General features: G+C 39.1%; 15 protein-coding genes. 10 read left to right on the top strand and 5 right to left on the bottom strand.

Going from position 1 to position 17,675, the window contains the following annotated elements:
* Positions 1 to 99 precede the first annotated feature (99 nt).
* From murC to MHB42_RS14130, 3 genes are all read left to right on the top strand, one after another.
* On the top strand, positions 100 to 1,413 hold the full coding sequence (murC, locus tag MHB42_RS14140; protein ID WP_340806962.1) for a UDP-N-acetylmuramate--L-alanine ligase: 1,314 nt from the start codon (positions 100 to 102) through the stop codon (positions 1,411 to 1,413).
* A gap of 107 nt (positions 1,414 to 1,520) precedes the next feature.
* Positions 1,521 to 2,027, top strand: a complete 507-nt coding sequence (locus MHB42_RS14135; RefSeq protein WP_340806961.1) for a DUF948 domain-containing protein — start codon at positions 1,521 to 1,523, stop codon at positions 2,025 to 2,027.
* A gap of 134 nt (positions 2,028 to 2,161) precedes the next feature.
* Positions 2,162 to 2,653, top strand: a complete 492-nt coding sequence (locus MHB42_RS14130; protein WP_340806960.1) for a YtxH domain-containing protein — start codon at positions 2,162 to 2,164, stop codon at positions 2,651 to 2,653.
* A 50-nt stretch (positions 2,654 to 2,703) separates the two neighbouring features.
* On the opposite strand, the gene MHB42_RS14125 is transcribed toward MHB42_RS14130, so the two are convergent.
* Entirely contained in the window at positions 2,704 to 4,857 is a 2,154-nt protein-coding gene (locus tag MHB42_RS14125; protein WP_340806959.1) for a cell division FtsA domain-containing protein, read from the bottom strand.
* 173 nt (positions 4,858 to 5,030) lie between these two features.
* On the opposite strand from MHB42_RS14125, the gene MHB42_RS14120 reads away from it, so the two are divergent.
* Complete coding sequence (locus MHB42_RS14120) at positions 5,031 to 6,116, top strand: bifunctional 3-deoxy-7-phosphoheptulonate synthase/chorismate mutase (protein ID WP_340806958.1); 1,086 nt, start codon at positions 5,031 to 5,033, stop codon at positions 6,114 to 6,116.
* Positions 6,117 to 6,332: 216 nt separating this feature from the next.
* Positions 6,333 to 7,337 (top strand): catabolite control protein A, encoded by a 1,005-nt coding sequence (gene ccpA / locus MHB42_RS14115; RefSeq protein WP_340806957.1) that lies wholly within the window; start codon positions 6,333 to 6,335, stop codon positions 7,335 to 7,337.
* Positions 7,338 to 7,525: 188 nt separating this feature from the next.
* Here ccpA and MHB42_RS14110 read toward each other — a convergent pair whose 3' ends face one another.
* The 3 genes from MHB42_RS14110 to MHB42_RS14100 are packed head-to-tail and all read right to left on the bottom strand — an operon-like array spanning position 7,526 to position 9,992.
* Positions 7,526 to 8,686, bottom strand: coding sequence for an acetoin utilization protein AcuC (locus MHB42_RS14110; protein WP_340806955.1), 1,161 nt, complete (start codon positions 8,684 to 8,686; stop codon positions 7,526 to 7,528).
* Entirely contained in the window at positions 8,686 to 9,333 is a 648-nt protein-coding gene (locus tag MHB42_RS14105) for an acetoin utilization AcuB family protein (RefSeq protein WP_340806954.1), read from the bottom strand. The genes MHB42_RS14110 and MHB42_RS14105 overlap by 1 nt, the downstream gene beginning before the upstream one ends.
* A 26-nt stretch (positions 9,334 to 9,359) precedes the next feature.
* The gene (locus MHB42_RS14100) at positions 9,360 to 9,992 is read right to left on the bottom strand and encodes a GNAT family N-acetyltransferase (protein WP_340806953.1); all 633 of its coding nucleotides are present in this window, start codon (positions 9,990 to 9,992) and stop codon (positions 9,360 to 9,362) included.
* Between the two features lie 325 nt (positions 9,993 to 10,317).
* Between MHB42_RS14100 and acsA the strand changes: the two genes are divergently transcribed.
* From acsA to MHB42_RS14075, 5 genes are all read left to right on the top strand, one after another.
* Positions 10,318 to 12,045: an acetate--CoA ligase gene (gene acsA / locus MHB42_RS14095; protein ID WP_340806952.1), complete on the top strand. Its 1,728-nt coding sequence runs from the start codon at positions 10,318 to 10,320 to the stop codon at positions 12,043 to 12,045.
* Positions 12,046 to 12,258: 213 nt separating this feature from the next.
* Positions 12,259 to 13,293, top strand: a complete 1,035-nt coding sequence (gene argC / locus MHB42_RS14090) for an N-acetyl-gamma-glutamyl-phosphate reductase (protein WP_340806951.1) — start codon at positions 12,259 to 12,261, stop codon at positions 13,291 to 13,293.
* A 34-nt stretch (positions 13,294 to 13,327) separates the two neighbouring features.
* Positions 13,328 to 14,560, top strand: a complete 1,233-nt coding sequence (argJ, locus tag MHB42_RS14085; RefSeq protein ID WP_340806950.1) for a bifunctional glutamate N-acetyltransferase/amino-acid acetyltransferase ArgJ — start codon at positions 13,328 to 13,330, stop codon at positions 14,558 to 14,560.
* A complete protein-coding gene (gene argB, locus MHB42_RS14080; RefSeq protein ID WP_340806949.1) occupies positions 14,523 to 15,299 on the top strand; it encodes an acetylglutamate kinase in 777 nt (258 codons plus the stop codon). Before argJ ends, argB begins: the two co-directional genes overlap by 38 nt.
* 64 nt (positions 15,300 to 15,363) lie before the next feature.
* Complete coding sequence (locus MHB42_RS14075; RefSeq protein WP_340806947.1) at positions 15,364 to 16,494, top strand: acetylornithine transaminase; 1,131 nt, start codon at positions 15,364 to 15,366, stop codon at positions 16,492 to 16,494.
* 50 nt (positions 16,495 to 16,544) lie between these two features.
* Here the strand turns inward: MHB42_RS14075 and MHB42_RS14070 are convergent, their stop codons facing one another.
* Positions 16,545 to 17,426, bottom strand: a complete 882-nt coding sequence (locus MHB42_RS14070; protein WP_340806945.1) for an NAD-dependent epimerase/dehydratase family protein — start codon at positions 17,424 to 17,426, stop codon at positions 16,545 to 16,547.
* Positions 17,427 to 17,675: the final 249 nt, after the last annotated feature.

The following is a 17,675-nucleotide window of genomic DNA, read 5'->3' as shown; positions in this document are numbered from 1 at the left end:
CACTTGTAAAGGTATTAATACCTAACCGGTTGTACAATAATACGTTACACCTACTAGAGATGATAGATGGGATATTGAAATTCCCGGGGGGTTTAATTAATGACAGTTTTTCATTTCACAGGCATTAAAGGCTCTGGTATGAGTCCACTTGCACAAATCTTATTTGATGCTGGTGAACGAGTGCAAGGCTCAGATGTCGAAAAATATTTCTTCACGGAGCAGCCGTTACGTGAACGTAATATTCCAATTTATCCATTTAATGCAGATAATATTCAAGAAGGGATGACCGTTATTGCAGGAAATGCTTTTCCTGATGACCATCCCGAATTAGTGCGTGCACGTGAAATTGGTGTAGAGGTTATTCGTTACCATAAGTTTTTAGGTGAATATATTGGTAACTATACATCCATTGCCATTACAGGAGCACATGGAAAAACATCTACAACAGGCTTAATGGCGCATGTAGTAGGTGGTTATAAACCGACATCTTACTTAATTGGAGATGGTACAGGAGCTGGTCATGAAAATGCTGACTTTTTCGTGATGGAGGCATGTGAATACCGCCGTCATTTCTTAGCATATAGTCCTGACTATGCCGTGATGACAAATATTGATTTTGATCATCCTGATTATTTTGCCAATATAGAGGATGTTTATTCAGCCTTTCAATCATTAGCAATGCAAGTGAAAAAAGCAATTATTGCATGCGGTGATGACGAGCAGCTTCAACGTATTCAAGCGAAAGTACCTGTTGTGTATTATGGCTTTGGTGCTGAAAATGATTTTGAAGCGCGCAATGTTGAAAAAACAACAGAAGGTACAAAATTTGATGTTTTTGTTCGCAATGAATTTTATAGCACTTTCTTTATCCCATTATTTGGGGATCATGCGGTGTTAAATACGTTAGCAGTAATTACACTATGTGAGTATGAGGGAATGTCACCTGAGCTTATTCAGGAGCGTCTAAATTCGTATAAAGGCGTAAAAAGACGTTTTACAGAAACAGATATAGGGGATACTGTGTTAATAGATGACTATGCACACCATCCAACAGAAATTCGTGCTACGATTCAATCTGCACGACAAAAATTCCCTGAGCGTGAACTAGTCGCTATTTTCCAACCACATACATTTACACGCACACAAGCTTTTTTACAGGATTTTGCAGATAGTTTAAGCCTTGCAGATACAGCCTATTTATGTGATATTTTCGGCTCTGCAAGAGAAACACAAGGCGCTCTTTCGATTCATGATCTAGCGTCACTTATTGAAGGCAGTGCAGTGATTACCACTGAAGGAATTGATATATTAACAAGACATAAAGGCGCAGTCTTTTTATTTATGGGCGCTGGTGATGTTCATAAATTCCAAGATGCTTTTGAAAACGTGCTAAAAAGTAATGAAACAGCTTAGTCCGTATGGGTTAAGCTGTTTTTTTAAACTTTAGCAGGAATTTTGTTTTTTTTGTCGAAGTTAGGGAAAGTAATAGTAAAGAGAATTTACTAGCAGGAGGTCAATTTATGGAAGTCATTTTGTATATTGCAGCCATTATTGCTGCAATCGGATTTTTAATTTTATGTGTGAGTGTAGGTATGACATTATTTTCACTCAAGTCTATTTTAAACAGCTTAGCTGGGACATTATCAGGCATTGAAGGACAAATGGAAGGCATTACACGTGAAACAACGTCCTTATTAACAAAAACAAATAGCTTAGCAGAGGATATTCAACATAAATCTGAACAATTAAATTCAGTTGTTCATGCTGTTAAAGGTATTGGTGATTCTGTGAATGGTTTAAATCAATCTGTACAGCAGATTACATCTTCTGTTTCTAAAAGCGTAGAGCAAAATGAAGAGAAAATTGCGCAGGTTGTACAGTGGAGTAATGTGGCAATGGGCATCGCTGACAAATGGAAAAAGCGCAAAATTATTGAGCAGGCTGAAGAAGCTGTCGTGGAGAATGCATATGCATTTGAAGAGGTACAAGCTGAAAAGCCGAAACGAAAATGGGGTCGTAAAAAGTGATAATTATTTGGTGAGTATACAATACTGACCGAATAAAAATAAAGTCTTAGACATAAGTTGAAGATGCATCTGTAAAAGAAGATGAATAACTTGTCTGGACAAAATTGACTATTAGATGGGGAGGAATTGTTTGCATGACAACTCAAAAGCCGAATTTTAACGAAGTAAAGGAACAGCAGCTTGAAAGTTCACTGCCACAGCTTTATCATCCGCAGGAATCGATTTATGAAGAGGAGCGTGTAAATATGAAAGATTTTGTGATTGGTGCATTAGTTGGGGGAATTGTTGGAGCAGCAGCAGGTCTATTATTAGCGCCTAAATCAGGAAAAGATTTACGTAGCGATGTAGCTGTACAAGCTGTTAGTTTAAAAGATAAGAGTGCAGATTTCTCTACAACTGCAAAAGATAAAACATTACAGCTTTCTAAGCAATTGCAGGAGCAATCTTCACAATTAGTGGAGAAGGTGAAAACATTAAAAACAGCGAAAGCACCGACTGTTTTTGATGATGGTACAGTGTCATTTGAAGGTGAAGAGCCACTAGAGGATTATACACCGAATGAGGAACCAACAGCAGAGGCAACACCAGAGCAGGCCGAGGAAACAACGGAAGAAGTACGTGCATAATAGATGATAAAAAGGCTATGTTACATGGGAAAATGTAACATAGCCTTTTGTTAAGTAATAGGTGATTGTTCTAATAGAATTTCCAATTTATCCCCACCGAAAATTTCCATATCAAAGCTAGCAGGTTGCCCATTTCTTAAAATGGTGAAGTTTCCTTTAAAGCTAGTAGGTAACTGCCAGTTGGAGAAACGGAATACATCCTGGTAAATCCAACGGCTGCGATCTTTTTCTCTAAATATAACAGCAGCACCATTTGGCACAGTTGATAGTGGTGAAACAACCTGTTCATTGACGAGAGCCTCATTGACTATTTTCGTTAGTTCTAGCACTTCATTTTGGAAATGCACCGTTATTTTATCTTCAACTAAAAGATTCATTTGGTCTGCAATTCGTTGCACGGTCGGCAAAGCTTGTTGCTGGAAGCTAATGATATCCCCATCCTGCACCGTATAACTTAATTTAGCTGCTTTATCATTAATCATTAACTGTGATGAAAATTCAGGTAAATATAAAGGCTGTCCATTTACTTGAATCGTATAGGATTCGAATTGCTTCAGTAAATGCCAATTATTTGTGATTTTAAAAATATCTTCGATGGTTTCTGCAATATCAAATGTCACAATATCACGGTCATTTAAAACAGTATCCAATGATGCTGGTGTATGATTGACCAAAATTTTTGGTTCAATCACATATTTAGTATTTTGGATAGTGACGGTTTTAATGGCTGCAGGATCAACAATATCTCGTACACTTGCTGTTGCAGGCTGTCCATCCTGTCCCTCAATAAGCTGAATGGCATCCCCTGTTTTAATCAGCGTTTTAGTCGTTGCTGGTTGCCCATTTACAAGTATTTCTGCAGGCTGTCCATGACCACCCGGAATAAAAATATCCTGTCCATTAACATGAACAGATAAGCCGTGACCGGGCTTGCCATATAATTGCTTTGCTCGAATATTTGCCGCTAAAAAAGCATCTGCCACAGTCATTTCCTTTAATTCAAAAAGACGTACAACTTGATTATTAACAGTAAGGCTCATATACTGAATCGGCATTTTTTTAGCCGCAATCGCAATTCCTATTGGCGTCACTAATTCTGGGGATGCCTGTATATGCTCTTCCCTTGTAAGGTTTTGAATAGCATCAATACCTCGAACGGCTATACGATTTGCTGGTAAATCAAGAATATATCCAAGCTCTGCTGGCAGGTTTGGCGTTAAACTACCACCACCAACAAGCATCACCGCTTTAGGCGCTGTTTGATTATTTAAACGTAAAATTTCCTCTCCAATGGATTTTGCGAGCTGCTTAACGGCTGGTTCAATAGCTAATAAAACTTCATCCTTTGGGAAATACTGATCAAAGCCTAAAATATCTTGAATCAATATGTTTTCTTCTGTTTGAAGCTGACGCTTGGCATTCTCTGCGATGGGAAAATCTAGTAAATAATGGTCACTCAATGCTTCTGTAATTTCATCGCCTGCTGTTGGTACCATTCCATAGGCAACAACAGTGCTTTTATCGGTAATGGCAATATCGGATGTACCAGCACCTATATCGACCAACGCCACATTTAAGCGACGCATCGTAGGTGGAATGAGCACGTTAATCGCTGCAATAGGCTCTAATGTTAGGGCTTCCATCTCTAAATCAGCACGCTTGAGCGCAGCAATCAACGATTCTACAACAACGCGTGGTAGGAAGGTAGCGATCACTTCAATTTGTGCCTCATCGCCTTGCTGATCAAGCAGGCTACCAATTTCCTCGCCATCTAAGCGATAATAGAGTACCGAATAGCCCACACAGTAATAATGACTAATTTTCGCATCCTCTTTTTGTTGTAAGAGCTGTTGCTGAGCTTGCTGAACAGCTTGAAGCTCTAAGCGACTAATATCTTCCTCTGTAAAAATTGGGCGATTTCGTATATTAATGGTCACGCTTGCTTGTTCTGTTTTTAAAGAGCGCCCCGCTGCCGCAACACTTACTTTTGTTAAAGGGCCATGCTTTTCTGTAAGCTCTTGTTTTATTTCGTTAATTAGTTCTGCCACATACATGACATTATGTATTTGCCCATCTACCATGGCACGTTCTTTATGCTCTTTCACTAAAATATCTTCTACATGAAAATGGTCGTTTTCTTCTTGAAGAATAATCCCGACTACTGAGCGTGTACCAATATCAAGTGCGAATAATTTAGAACTCAATGTAATCGCTTCCTTTCTTGTCATACCTGAAAACAATTTAGCGAGTTGAAGCGCTAAATTAAAAATGCGTGACATTCTGCACAACATTGATTATAATATTGCTAATATCTAAAAATGTAACATACATTTCAGAGTTCTGAAAGTGTCTGTCATAAGGAGAGGAGCAACAAAGCATGAGCCAGAAAGATTTAGAAAGTCTACGTAGTCAAATAGACGGTTTAAATTTAGAAATTCTTCGTCTAATTAACGAACGTGCAGCTGTGGTTGATGAAATTGGTAAAATTAAAGAAAAGCAAGGTGTAAATCGCTATGATCCATTACGTGAAAGACACATGCTTGATCTTATTAAGGAACACAATCAAGGGCCATTAAACCAAATGACGGTTGATTATATATTTAAGCAAATCTTTAAAACAGCTTTAAAACAGCTTGAAGCAGATAAGAAGAAGGAATTGCTTGTATCGCGTAAGAAAAAGTCTGAAGATACTGTTATTAATATTAATGGTGAATTAATTGGACAAGGTAAACCATCATTTGTGTTTGGTCCTTGTGCGGTTGAATCTTACGAGCAAGTAGCAGCAGTTGCCGCTTCTATTCAAGCAAAAGGTGAAAAATTAATTCGTGGTGGTGCATATAAACCACGTACTTCTCCATATGACTTCCAAGGCTTAGGATTAGATGGCCTTAAAATTTTAAAACGTGTATCAGAGGAATATGGTTTAGCCGTTATTACAGAAATCGTAACACCAAGCCATTTAGAGGAAGCATTAGATTATATCGATGTTATCCAAATCGGTGCACGTAATATGCAAAACTTTGAACTACTAAAAGCAGCAGGAGCTACAAATAAGCCTGTATTATTAAAACGAGGCTTAGCTGCAACAATTGATGAATTTATTCATGCAGCAGAATACATTATGTCTAAAGGCAATGAAAATATTATTCTTTGTGAGCGTGGTATTCGTACGTATGAAAAAGCAACACGTAATACATTAGATATTTCGGCTGTACCAATTTTAAAACAAGAAACACATTTACCTGTTATGGTAGATGTAACGCATTCAACAGGTCGTCGTGATTTACTATTACCATGTGCGAAAGCAGCGATTGCGATTGGTGCTGATGGTGTTATGGCAGAAGTGCATCCAGACCCATCTGTAGCGCTTTCTGACTCACAACAACAAATGGATATTCCAACATTTGACGCATTCTATGATACGCTACAAAAATTCATGAAAAATCATGAAATTCATGCGTAATGATTAACAGTACACACCGCTTGCTTACTTTGGCAGGCGGTGTTTGCTGTATCGTGACAAATTAATGGCTAGAATAGGACTATTTGTACTTGGCTTTATGTAGTTCTTCTTGAAAATGCTATGAAAATTATCGTATGATAAAGCTATTAATGGTTCGTCATCAAATCTTTATTAGTGATGAGAAGTTTTATAATAAGAACAAGGGAGGCACGTACGATGACTGTTACAATTTATGATGTTGCAAGAGAAGCAAATGTTTCAATGGCAACAGTTTCTCGTGTAGTGAACGGCAATCAAAACGTTAAGCCAGCGACACGAAAAAAAGTATTAGAAGTAATTGAACGATTAGAATACCGTCCAAACGCAGTAGCGCGAGGTTTAGCAAGTAAGAAAACAACAACAGTTGGCGTGATTATCCCAGATATTGCAAATAATGTTTATGCTGAGCTGGCTCGTGGGGTAGAGGATATTGCCACAATGTACCGTTACAATATTATTTTAGCCAATTCGGATCAACATGAAGATAAAGAGTTACAGCTACTCGATACAATGCTAGGGAAGCAGGTAGATGGTATTGTTATGATGAGTGATGAAGTGACAGAAAAAATGCAACAAACAATGGATCATTCGCCAGTGCCAATTGTACTTGCGGGCTCTGTAGATGAATCCCAAACAATCGCTACTGTGAATATTGATTATTTCCAAGCAGCCTATGAAGCAATTTCTTTACTTATCCAAAATGGTCATACACGTATCGGCTTTGTGACAGGTCCACTATCGTATACAATTAACGGAAAATTTAAACTGGCTGCCTATAAGAAGGCATTAGAGGATGCTGGCTTGCCAATTGATGAGGCCTTAATTGCCGCAGAGGAATCGAGCTATGATATGGGCTTAGAGGCTTGGGAGATACTATCTGCGCTTGATAATCCGCCCACAGCTTACTTTGCAGGTAGTGATGAATTAGCAATTGGTTTAATCCATGGAGCACAGGATGCAGGGAAAGATGTGCCAGGTGATATTGAAATTATTAGCTTTGAAAATTCAAAGCTAGCACGAATGGTTCGCCCACAGCTTACAAGTGTTGCGCTACCGCTCTATGATATTGGGGCTGTTGCGATGCGCCTGCTTACGAAATTAATGAGCAAGGAGCCTGTAGAGGATGAGGCGGTCATTTTACCGCATCGTATCGAACATCGACAATCTGTTAAAAGTAAATAATGAAATAGCAACACGTAAATTTGATGATAGCAGATTTACGTGTTTTTTTGTTGCTAGACGGATAGAAATGCGAAAGTGGTGGATAGACAGCTCAAATTGATGGATAAAAACTTAAAAGTGACGGATAGAGCCTAGACGTTGCTATGAATCCACTGAAAAAAGCCCCACAACTATTGTGAGGCTCAAGGTTAATCTCGTTTTTCATTGCGAATAATATGTAGCGCTTTTGCTAACATTTGTGCATTTTTTTCCTCAATTTCAGCTTTTCGTGGAATGGCCTCATATAAGGGACTTGGGTCTTCCCACGTTGGAATCAATGGAACGGGTGCTTCAGGCTGCCAACGATCCAGCCATGCTTGTGGCAGTGGACCGATTGGTAGTGTTTGATCTGTCATTTCTAACCATAACATTGCCCAGGCACGAGGCACTACACGCCAAATATCATAGCCCCCACCACCAACAGCTATCCATTTACCATCACAATACTCATGGGCTAATTGGTGTGCAAGCTTTGGAATTTCACGATAAATATTCATTGTGCCATGTAGATGTGTTAATGGATCAAAGTAATGAGCATCAGCACCATTTTGAGTTAATACAACATCTGGCTTGAAAAATTCAAAGATTTCACGCATGGATTGCTTATAAATATCTAGGAAACTTTCATCCTCTGTAAAAGCATCCATTGGAAAATTAAACGAAGTTCCATAGCCTTGCCCATTGCCTCGTTCAGTGATGTTGCCCGTGCCAGGGAAAAGGTAGCGACCTGTTTCATGGATGGACAATGTACAAACATTTGGGTCTTCGTAAAAGCTCCATTGCACACCATCTCCATGATGTGCATCTGTATCAACATAGAGTACACGGGCATTGTATTTTTCCTGTAAGTAACGAATGGCAACCGTACTATCATTATAAATACAAAAGCCCGATGCCCGACCACGAAAACCATGATGCAAGCCTCCGCCCAGATTCAAGGCGTGTCTTGCCTTGCCTTCCATCACATAATCTACAGCTGTTAATGTCCCACCAACAAGCTGTGCACTGGCTTCATGCATATTTTCAAAAATGGGTGTATCTTCTGTACCGATGCCATAGCTTTCGCATTGAGCTTCTGATAATTCACCATGTCCTGCTTTTTTGACAATATCAATATACTTAGGATCATGTGCCAGTAAAAGCTCTTCTTCTGTTGCTACACGTGCAGGTACAATATCGCTATCATCGAGTGCATCTATATTTTTTAATAAGTCCATTGTTAGCGTCAAGCGTTTATGATTGAATGGATGTGTATCTGAAAATTTATATCCGAGTTGTTCAGGCGAGTAAACAAAAACAGCCTTTTTCATTATAATGAAACACCTGGTAAATTAGGCCACAATACATCAAAGCCTTCTTTGCGAAGGTCTTCAATCATGACTAAAGGATTGAGTGTTTTTACTCGGATACTTAAAATTTTATTTTGTGTATTTTCAGAGTCAGGATAAACTAAGACGCTTTGGACATTGGCATGATGCTGATGAAAGATTTTAGTAATTTCAAATAAAATTCCTGGCGTATCGGATACGCGAATATCGATTTTTGAGCCAGGCTCTGTAGCACCTGTTAACTCAATATAGGTATAGAGCAAATCAGTTGTTGTGACGATTCCGACTAATTTTCCCCCAGAAACAATAGGAAGACAGCCTACTTTTGATTCATAAAATGTAAGTGCTACCTCCTCAACAAAATCAAGTGGATGAGCAATCAGTGGATCCTTTACCATGATGTCCTCTACTTTTGCATGAAAAACAGGAGAGTTAGGCTCATCCTGTAATGAGGAGGGGAGGACTTCTTTAATATCACGTTCTGTAATCACCCCTAAAACATGTTGCTCCTCATCGACTACTGGTAAATGACGCACCTTTTTTTCACGCATTAGCTTGAGCGCTTCAAGCACTGTATTGCTTGGAGCTAATGTGTAAGGTGCATCATTCATAATTTCTTCTACGATCATCTATACATATCCCCCTTGTGTTGATGTTAATACATGAAACGATTGCGAAAACGTAGCTTATCAAATCTTTCCATTGTTTCAGTGGGTACACGTTTGCCTTCACGTGCCATTAAGCAGTTTGCTGGGTGTGATGTAATTTCAGGATCGTCTGTAGCAAAATACTCAAAACCTACTGAACTCATCATTTTCTCCATCATTTTACGATAATCCCAAACATTTAGACCAGTCCCCTTTAAATCCCAATGCCAATAATATTCAGTCGTAATCACAAGGTAATCCTCCATTTCATCTCCCATAAATGAAACGGCTAGCAATGATTTTCCTGCCCCTGTACCACGGTATTCTGGAATCACTTCGATAGCACCAAGTTCAATCATATTATCGATACGATCCTCTGCCCATCGTTCAAGTGGATCAGGATAGAGATAGGTCACATAGCCTACAATAATATCCTCTTTACGCATAATAACAATGCGTCCTTCAGGAAGTCCTGCAATTTCTATAATGGCTTGCTGCTGTTGCCTTGGAGGTCTAAAGGCAACTAAGCCTTCGTGGAAGGAATATGTAGCTAATTTTTCTGGAGGAACAGGTCCTTCCACATAAACAGTACCATGCTTTGTTTCCTTTGTGACAGAAAAAAAAGTTTTTTTATGTTCCATAATTACACCACCTGATTTTAATAATTACATTATAGCTGATTTCTTGCGGAAAAACGCTTATTTTTGCAAAATATACCTATATTTTTGGAAAAATAAAAATATTAGGACATTCCATCTGAATTCGTGTAAAATAGTATTATATTGCTTCTGTTATTTAACAGATGAAAGTAGTGTAAACGACGTTTTAATTGTTTTCACTATTCTAAACTGTTATATAACAAATGCTGCATCATTATTTTCTTTGACGTCAATCATAAGGCAATAGAGGGGATTATTGTTATTTATGGCTAGCGTCAAAGGTGAATGTAAAGAAAGGGGTAGTTTTATGGGGATGAAAATGAAGGAGAAGTTAGCCGCTTTACCTGGTCAGCACCACCTAACAAATTATGAGGAAGTCGCACAAACACATAATTGGGCTGATACAGAAAAGGCATTTAGCTGGTTTGAAACAGGTTTAGTGAATATGGCGTATGAGGCAATTGATCGCCATACAGAAACGTATCGAAAAAATAAGATCGCGCTTTATTTTAATGACGGGCAACGTAAAGAGGCATACTCTTTTAACGACATGAAAAAGCAAACAAATAAAGCGGCAAATGTTTTTAAAGCAACTACGAATCTACAAAAAGGTGATCGTCTATTTATTTTTATGCCACGTTCACCTGAACTTTATTTTTCATTATTAGGTGCATTGAAAATGGGCGTTATTGTTGGCCCGTTATTTGAGGCTTTTATGGAAGGCGCTGTCTATGATCGACTGGCAGATAGTGAGGCAAAAGCAATCGTTACAACACCAGAGCTACTTGAGCGTGTACCTTTAGCTAAATTACCAAAATTAGAACGTGTATTTTTAGTAGGTGAAGGAATAGAAGAAACAGAGCAAATATTAGATTTTAAGAAACATTTAAATAAGGCTTCAAGCCAGTTTGATATTGAATGGGTAGATCGAGAAGATGGGATGATTCTTCATTATACATCTGGTTCAACAGGTGCGCCGAAAGGGGTATTGCATGTTCATAATGCAATGATTCAGCAATATCAATCAACACAGTGGGTGCTTGATTTACGTGATGATGATATTTACTGGTGCACAGCCGATCCTGGCTGGGTAACAGGCACAGCCTACGGTATTTTCGGCCCATGGCTAAATGGTGTAACAATGTTAATTGTTGGTGGCAGATTTTCACCGCAAGCATGGTATCAAGCTATTGAGGATTATAGTGTAACGGTGTGGTATAGCGCGCCAACAGCGTTCCGTATGCTGATGGGTGCAGGCAGCGGCTTACTTGAAAGCTATGATTTATCGTCGCTACGACATGTTTTATCAGTAGGTGAGCCATTAAATCCAGAAGTAATTCGCTGGGGAGTAGAGGAGCTAGGACATCGTATACATGATACATGGTGGATGACAGAAACAGGGGCACATATGATTTGTAACTATCCTTCAATGGATATTAAGCCAGGCTCCATGGGGAAACCGCTCCCAGGTATTTATGCAACGATTGTTGATGATACGGGTGAGGAAGTACCTCCATTTACAATGGGGAACTTAGCGATTCGTCGAGGCTGGCCAGCGATGATGCGCCAAATTTGGGGCAATCCAGAGCGCTATGAATCCTATTTCTTAAAAGGTGAATGGTATGTATCTGGCGATTCTGCTTATATGGATGAGGATGGCTACTTCTGGTTCCAGGGACGTGTAGATGATGTTATTATGACGGCTGGTGAGCGTGTAGGACCATTTGAGGTAGAAAGTAAGCTACTTGAACATCCAGATGTAATAGAAGCGGGTGTCATTGGTAAGCCAGATCCAGTGCGCGGAGAAATTATTAAAGCCTTTGTAGCATTGCGTGAAGGGGTTGAACCTTCTGAGGCATTGATTGAAGATATAAGGGATTTTGTGAAGAAGGGCTTATCGGCACATGCAGCGCCACGAGAAATTGAATTTAAAGACAAGCTGCCGAAAACACGTAGTGGGAAAATTATGCGTCGTGTATTAAAGGCGTGGGAATTAAATTTACCAACAGGCGATTTATCAACAATGGAAGATTAAGAAAGAGATTGATATTTATACAATAGATGCATAAAAAGAAGGCAAGAATTCATTCGATAAGCGAAAGAATTCTTGCCTTATTTTTGTAAACATACAATGCTATAAAAGAAAGCGGTATCGTTTAAGAAAAAAATATAGATTAAATAAAAATTCAGTTGACTTAATATTTATGCAGACGTATACTATTTTTAACTTATTTCAGAGGTGAGCGCATTGAAAGTAGGTATTGTTGGAGCAACAGGATATGGTGGATTGGAGCTTATTCGATTTTTACATAATCATTCAGCTGTAGAGCAAATTGAGCTATTTACATCTTCTGAAGAGGGTGTTGTTTTTTCCTCCAAGTTTGGGCACCTTGTCCAAATTGCTGATACACCATTACAAAAAATTGATTATGATATTTTAACGCAATATGATGTTGTGTTTACAAGTACACCTTCAGGGGTAACAAGTGAGCTATTACCACCATTAGTAGGCAAAGGACCTAAACTAATTGATTTGTCTGGTGATTTCCGATTAAAGGACCCTACAAGCTATGAAACGTGGTATGGCAAAAAAGCTGCACCATTAACAAGCATTCAGCAAAGTGTTTACGGTCTAACAGAGTGGAATACAGCATCGATACAGCAGGCAACATTAATTGCAAATCCAGGCTGCTACCCAACGGCTGTGTTATTAGCATTGCTACCATTATTAAAAGAACAGCTAATTGATCCAAACTTTTTAGTCATTGACGCAAAAAGTGGTATTTCAGGAGCTGGTAATAAGCCATCACAAGCAACGCATTTTAGTGAAACAAATGAGAACTTTTCGATTTATAAAATGAATACGCATCAGCATATCCCTGAAATTGAACAGGCTATTTCGATGTTTGCGGATGTAGATACAACCATTACATTTAATACACATTTAGTGCCGATGACGCGGGGAATTTTAGCAACAACCTATGCACCTGTCTTACCGGGTATTACTGAGGAACAATTAGTGGCTTGCTTACAGACAGCCTATGAAAAACATCCATTTGTTCGAGTTGTAACAGATAGTAATAGCTTAGCAACTAATCGTGTAAAGGGCTCTAATTATTGCGATATTTTAGTGAAAGTGGATAGCCGTACAAACCGTGCCACAATTGTTAGTGTTATTGATAACCTTGTGAAGGGCGCAGCGGGACAAGCAATCCAAAATATGAACGTTCAGTTTGATTTACCACAAACAACAGGACTAGATGTTGTACCGTTCTTTATTTAGCAACTGTGATTTTTCAATTGAAGGAGGAAATGGAATGACCATGACGACATCCACAAATAGTATGAAAAAATTATCAAGTAAAAATATTGTTTCACCAAAAGGCTTTAAGGCAGCAGGATTACACTGCGGTTTAAAGCATAAAAAAAAGGATTTAGCGCTTTTAGTAAGTGATGTTCCAGCTAGTGTTGCAGGTGTTTTTACAACAAATGCTGTGCAGGCAGCACCATTAAAAGTAACCAAAGAAGTGGTTTACACAACACAAAAAATGCAGGCGATGATTGTGAATTCTGGTAATGCAAATGCCTGCACGGGTAAACAAGGCTTGCAAGATGCACAAGCAATGCAACAACTCACGGCTGAAAAATTAGGGATTGCCGCAAATTTAGTAGGGGTTTGCTCAACAGGCGTAATTGGGGAAATCATGAAGATGGAACCAGTAACAGCAGGTATTCAAAAGCTAGAGCCAAAGGATAGTTTAGAAAGTGCCATTGATTTTGCACAGGCTATTTTAACAACAGATACGGTGATGAAAAACACAAGCTACAGTACGACTGTGGATGGCAAAGAAGTGATTATTGCTGGTGTAGCCAAAGGGTCAGGCATGATTGAGCCGAATATGGCAACGATGCTTGGTTTTATTACAACAGATGCCAATATTGAAACAGATGTTTTACAAAAAACACTTGTTGATATTACGAATTTAACATTTAATGCGATTACAGTGGATGGAGATACATCTACAAATGATACGGTTGTTGTTTTGGCAAATGGCTTAGCGGGCAATGCTACGCTAACACCTGAACATCCAGATTGGCATCATTTCTACTATACATTGAAAACAGTAGCAGAAGATTTAGCAAAAATGATTGCAAAAGATGGCGAAGGTGCAACAAAGCTAATTGAAGTAGAAGTTGAAGGGGCTGTGTCAGACGAGGAGGCACGTAAAATTGCTAAATCCGTTGTTGGCTCACCACTTGTTAAAACTGCTGTATTCGGCTGTGATGCCAACTGGGGACGTATTATTGCGGCAGTAGGGTACAGTGGTGCAACAGTTGATCCAGATAAAATTACCATTCAAATAGGCGGTGCTACAATGGTTGAAAATGGAGAGCCAGTGCCTTTCTCAGAGGATGAGTTGATTCAAATATTAAAAATGCATGAAGTAAAAATCTATGTGTCCCTTGGTATTGGTGAAGGTAAGGGGCATGCTTGGGGATGTGATTTAACATATGACTACGTTCAAATCAATGCATCATACCGCTCATAAACGTATGGTTATTAAGCTTGGAGGCAGTACGTTGGAGGGCTTGAATGAAGCTTTTTTTGAAAGCTTTAAAGGGCTTCAAGAAAGTGGTGTAGAGCTTATTATTACCCATGGTGGCGGCCCTGCCATTAATCGTGAACTAGCTGCTCAAGGCATTACGTCACATACGTTAAATGGTATACGCGTGACAACTAAAGACGCTATGGAAGTTGTCCAGTCAACGCTAATAGGGAAAGTAAATCCAGCATTAGTTCATGAATTAACAAGCGCTAATATTACAGCAATTGGCTTAAATGGCTTTGACGGTCAGCTAATGGTAGCAGATTTTTTAGATAAAGATACCTATGGCTATGTGGGCGCTGTTCAAGCTATCAACACAGCATTGCTTGAGGCGCTCTTACAAGCAGGCATTGTTCCTGTGATTGCCTGTGTTGGAGCCAATACAGAAGGACAGGCTTTAAATATTAATGGGGATACAGTCGCAAGTGAAATAGCATTAGCGGTAGGAGCAGATAGTCTATTGCTTGTAACAGATGTGAGTGGTATTCGTATTGAGGATGAATATCAAGCAACAGCTACACCCGCCTTAATTGAACAATGGATAGAGGAAGAGCATATATATGGAGGGATGATCCCAAAAGTACAAGGTGCTCTTGATTGTTTACATGCAGGTATTCCATCTGTACAAATTGTAGGAGAAGCGTTAGTAGGGACAACAATTATCACTTCAAGTTCTTCATAATATATAAGCTCTTGAAGTATAGTGTGATAAGAAAAGCATTTTAAATAATGGTGGAGATGATAAAATGAGTGCTTTATTTGGAAACTATGGGCAACGTCGCGCACAAATTGTGAAAGGGCAAGGAACGATTGTAGAAGATGCTGCGGGCAAGCAATACTTAGATTTTACAAGTGGCATTGCTGTTGTAAGTCTTGGTCATGCCCATCCAGCTATTGTGCAGGCAGTACAAGCGCAAAGTGAAAAGCTTTGGCATATATCCAACCTTTTTGATATTCTTGGTCAGGAAAAGGTAGCCCAACAATTAATCGCTAATACACATTTTGCTCATGCCTTTTTTTGTAATAGCGGAGCAGAGGCTAATGAAGCCGCGATTAAATTAGCGCGTAAGCATACAGGCAAACATCATATGATTACATTTGAAAAATCATTCCATGGTCGTACATTTGGAGCAATGTCTGCGACAGGTCAAGGCAAAATACATAATGGCTTTGGACCACTTGTTGAAAAGTTTACGATTTTACCATTTAATGATGTTGCGTCATTGGAAGCCGCGATAGATGACTCTGTCGCAGCTATTATGCTGGAGATGATTCAGGGAGAAGGTGGCATTCATAATGTTACGCCAGCATTTGCAGCAGCTATTGCAAAGATTTGTGATGAGAAAGGGATTTTACTGATTGTTGATGAGGTACAAACAGGTATTGGACGTACAGGAACACGCTACGCCTTTGAGCAAACGGTATTAAAGCCACATATTATTACATTGGCAAAGGGCTTAGGTGGTGGCTTCCCTGTTGGCGCTATGCTTGGGGTAGCAGACCTTTATTCGACATTTAGTCCAGGTACACATGGCACTACATTCGGAGGTAATCCTCTTGCTATGAGTGTGGCGGAGGCTGTGTTAAGCCATGTTTTTGAGCCAGTATTTTTACAGCAAGTTCAAGACAAGGCTGCCTATTTTATGGAACAATTAACAACACAGTTACCTTCTCATTATACGCTTCGAGGACAGGGTCTATTATTAGGCATTGACTGTGGTGACACAGAGGTGGCCTCTTTGATTGCAACAGCAGAAGACAAAGGCTTATTGCTAGTAAGCGCAGGGCCAAATGTTATTCGTCTTTTACCACCATTAACAGTAACAAAGGAAGAAATCGATAAGGCTGTAGCTATTTTAAAGACCATTTTACCTTAATGTATAAAGAATCTGCTGGTTATCTAGCAGATTCTTTATGTTTTAGCGCATTATTGAAACTGCTTTACTAAGGTTGTTACTAATTCAGGTAGCCACTCATGGAGCTGACTAAAGGTAAATCCTGCTGTAGTTGCTTTTGTATTTGACATATACCAATGGGCAGGAACATTATAAGGTGATTGGGATGCCTGATCACCGCCAACAAGAGCAATTTTCGCCTGCTTACCACTGGCTTGTTCAATAAGCGCAATTAATTCCTTTAATGAAATTGTACCGTTTGCTGTTGCATTGTAAGGGCCTTCAATTGGATACATTCCAGCAAAGTATAAAAATGCGGCAGCCTCTTTGTCTGTAATATAGCTCATTTGTGCATCAATATTGGTTACAGTGATAGGCTTGTTGTGTAAAATACGCTCAATATGAACATGTAAACGTCGTGTATAATCATCCTCACCCATTACAATTGGAAAGCGTACAGTAACAACAGGAAATGTAGCCTTTTGATATAAAACAGCCTCTGCTTGTCGTTTTCCCTCACCATAGGAGAAATCTTCACGCTGTCCCATACGAATTGGATAATGGAATGGGTCGAAGTCTTCCTCTTTTTTTATTTTGCCATCCACCTCGTAGGTTGCCAGTGTAGAAGTAAAGATAAGCTTTTTTGTTTTCCCCTTTAATACCTCACAAATAACCTGTGCTTCGTTTGGAGAATAGCAAATATTATCATAGACAATATCCCATGTTGAATTAACAAGTGCTTGTGCTAATGCCTCGCTATTATTGCGATCAACAATGAATTGCTGTACATTTGAGCCGAACGGATGCTTCGTTTGACCACGCGTTAAAATGGTAACATGATGCCCCTCTTGAAGACAGAGCTCCACTAGCTTTTGACCAAAAAAGCGTGTACCTCCTAAAACTAATATATTCATGATATGCCCACCTCTTTAAAATAGTAGTCCTCTCTATCATGACAAAAAAATCAACCTACTACAATTTAAAGATGAAATGTAGTAGGTTATCTTAGTTCAGCAAATTCTTTTTGTATCGAAAGCGAAGCGTCAGCAATAGATACAGAAAACTTCTTCCTCTGTACTAAATTTAGCCATAGAAAAACTGCACCTGCCAATTGTTAGATGTGTCTAACAATTGGGATGCAGTTTATACGCTGGGGCGTAATT

This window comes from Lysinibacillus sp. FSL K6-0232, from assembly GCF_038008325.1.
In the GTDB taxonomy this organism is placed as follows: domain Bacteria; phylum Bacillota; class Bacilli; order Bacillales_A; family Planococcaceae; genus Lysinibacillus.
Note: the sequence above shows the minus strand (reverse complement) of the source record. Positions and strands in the feature narration are given on the sequence as shown.

Excerpts from the sequence above, each read along its gene's own strand:
- murC (WP_340806962.1), top strand. The coding sequence starts at position 100 with ATGACAGTTTTTCATTTCACAGGCATTAAAGGCTCTGGTATGAGTCCA.
- MHB42_RS14135 (WP_340806961.1), top strand. The coding sequence starts at position 1,521 with ATGGAAGTCATTTTGTATATTGCAGCCATTATTGCTGCAATCGGATTT.
- MHB42_RS14130 (WP_340806960.1), top strand. The coding sequence starts at position 2,162 with ATGACAACTCAAAAGCCGAATTTTAACGAAGTAAAGGAACAGCAGCTT.
- MHB42_RS14120 (WP_340806958.1), top strand. The coding sequence starts at position 5,031 with ATGAGCCAGAAAGATTTAGAAAGTCTACGTAGTCAAATAGACGGTTTA.
- ccpA (WP_340806957.1), top strand. The coding sequence starts at position 6,333 with ATGACTGTTACAATTTATGATGTTGCAAGAGAAGCAAATGTTTCAATG.
- MHB42_RS14110 (WP_340806955.1), bottom strand. The coding sequence starts at position 8,686 with ATGAAAAAGGCTGTTTTTGTTTACTCGCCTGAACAACTCGGATATAAA.
- MHB42_RS14105 (WP_340806954.1), bottom strand. The coding sequence starts at position 9,333 with ATGATCGTAGAAGAAATTATGAATGATGCACCTTACACATTAGCTCCA.
- MHB42_RS14100 (WP_340806953.1), bottom strand. The coding sequence starts at position 9,992 with ATGGAACATAAAAAAACTTTTTTTTCTGTCACAAAGGAAACAAAGCAT.
- acsA (WP_340806952.1), top strand. The coding sequence starts at position 10,318 with ATGGGGATGAAAATGAAGGAGAAGTTAGCCGCTTTACCTGGTCAGCAC.
- argJ (WP_340806950.1), top strand. The coding sequence starts at position 13,328 with ATGACCATGACGACATCCACAAATAGTATGAAAAAATTATCAAGTAAA.
- argB (WP_340806949.1), top strand. The coding sequence starts at position 14,523 with ATGACTACGTTCAAATCAATGCATCATACCGCTCATAAACGTATGGTT.
- MHB42_RS14075 (WP_340806947.1), top strand. The coding sequence starts at position 15,364 with ATGAGTGCTTTATTTGGAAACTATGGGCAACGTCGCGCACAAATTGTG.
- MHB42_RS14070 (WP_340806945.1), bottom strand. The coding sequence starts at position 17,426 with ATGAATATATTAGTTTTAGGAGGTACACGCTTTTTTGGTCAAAAGCTA.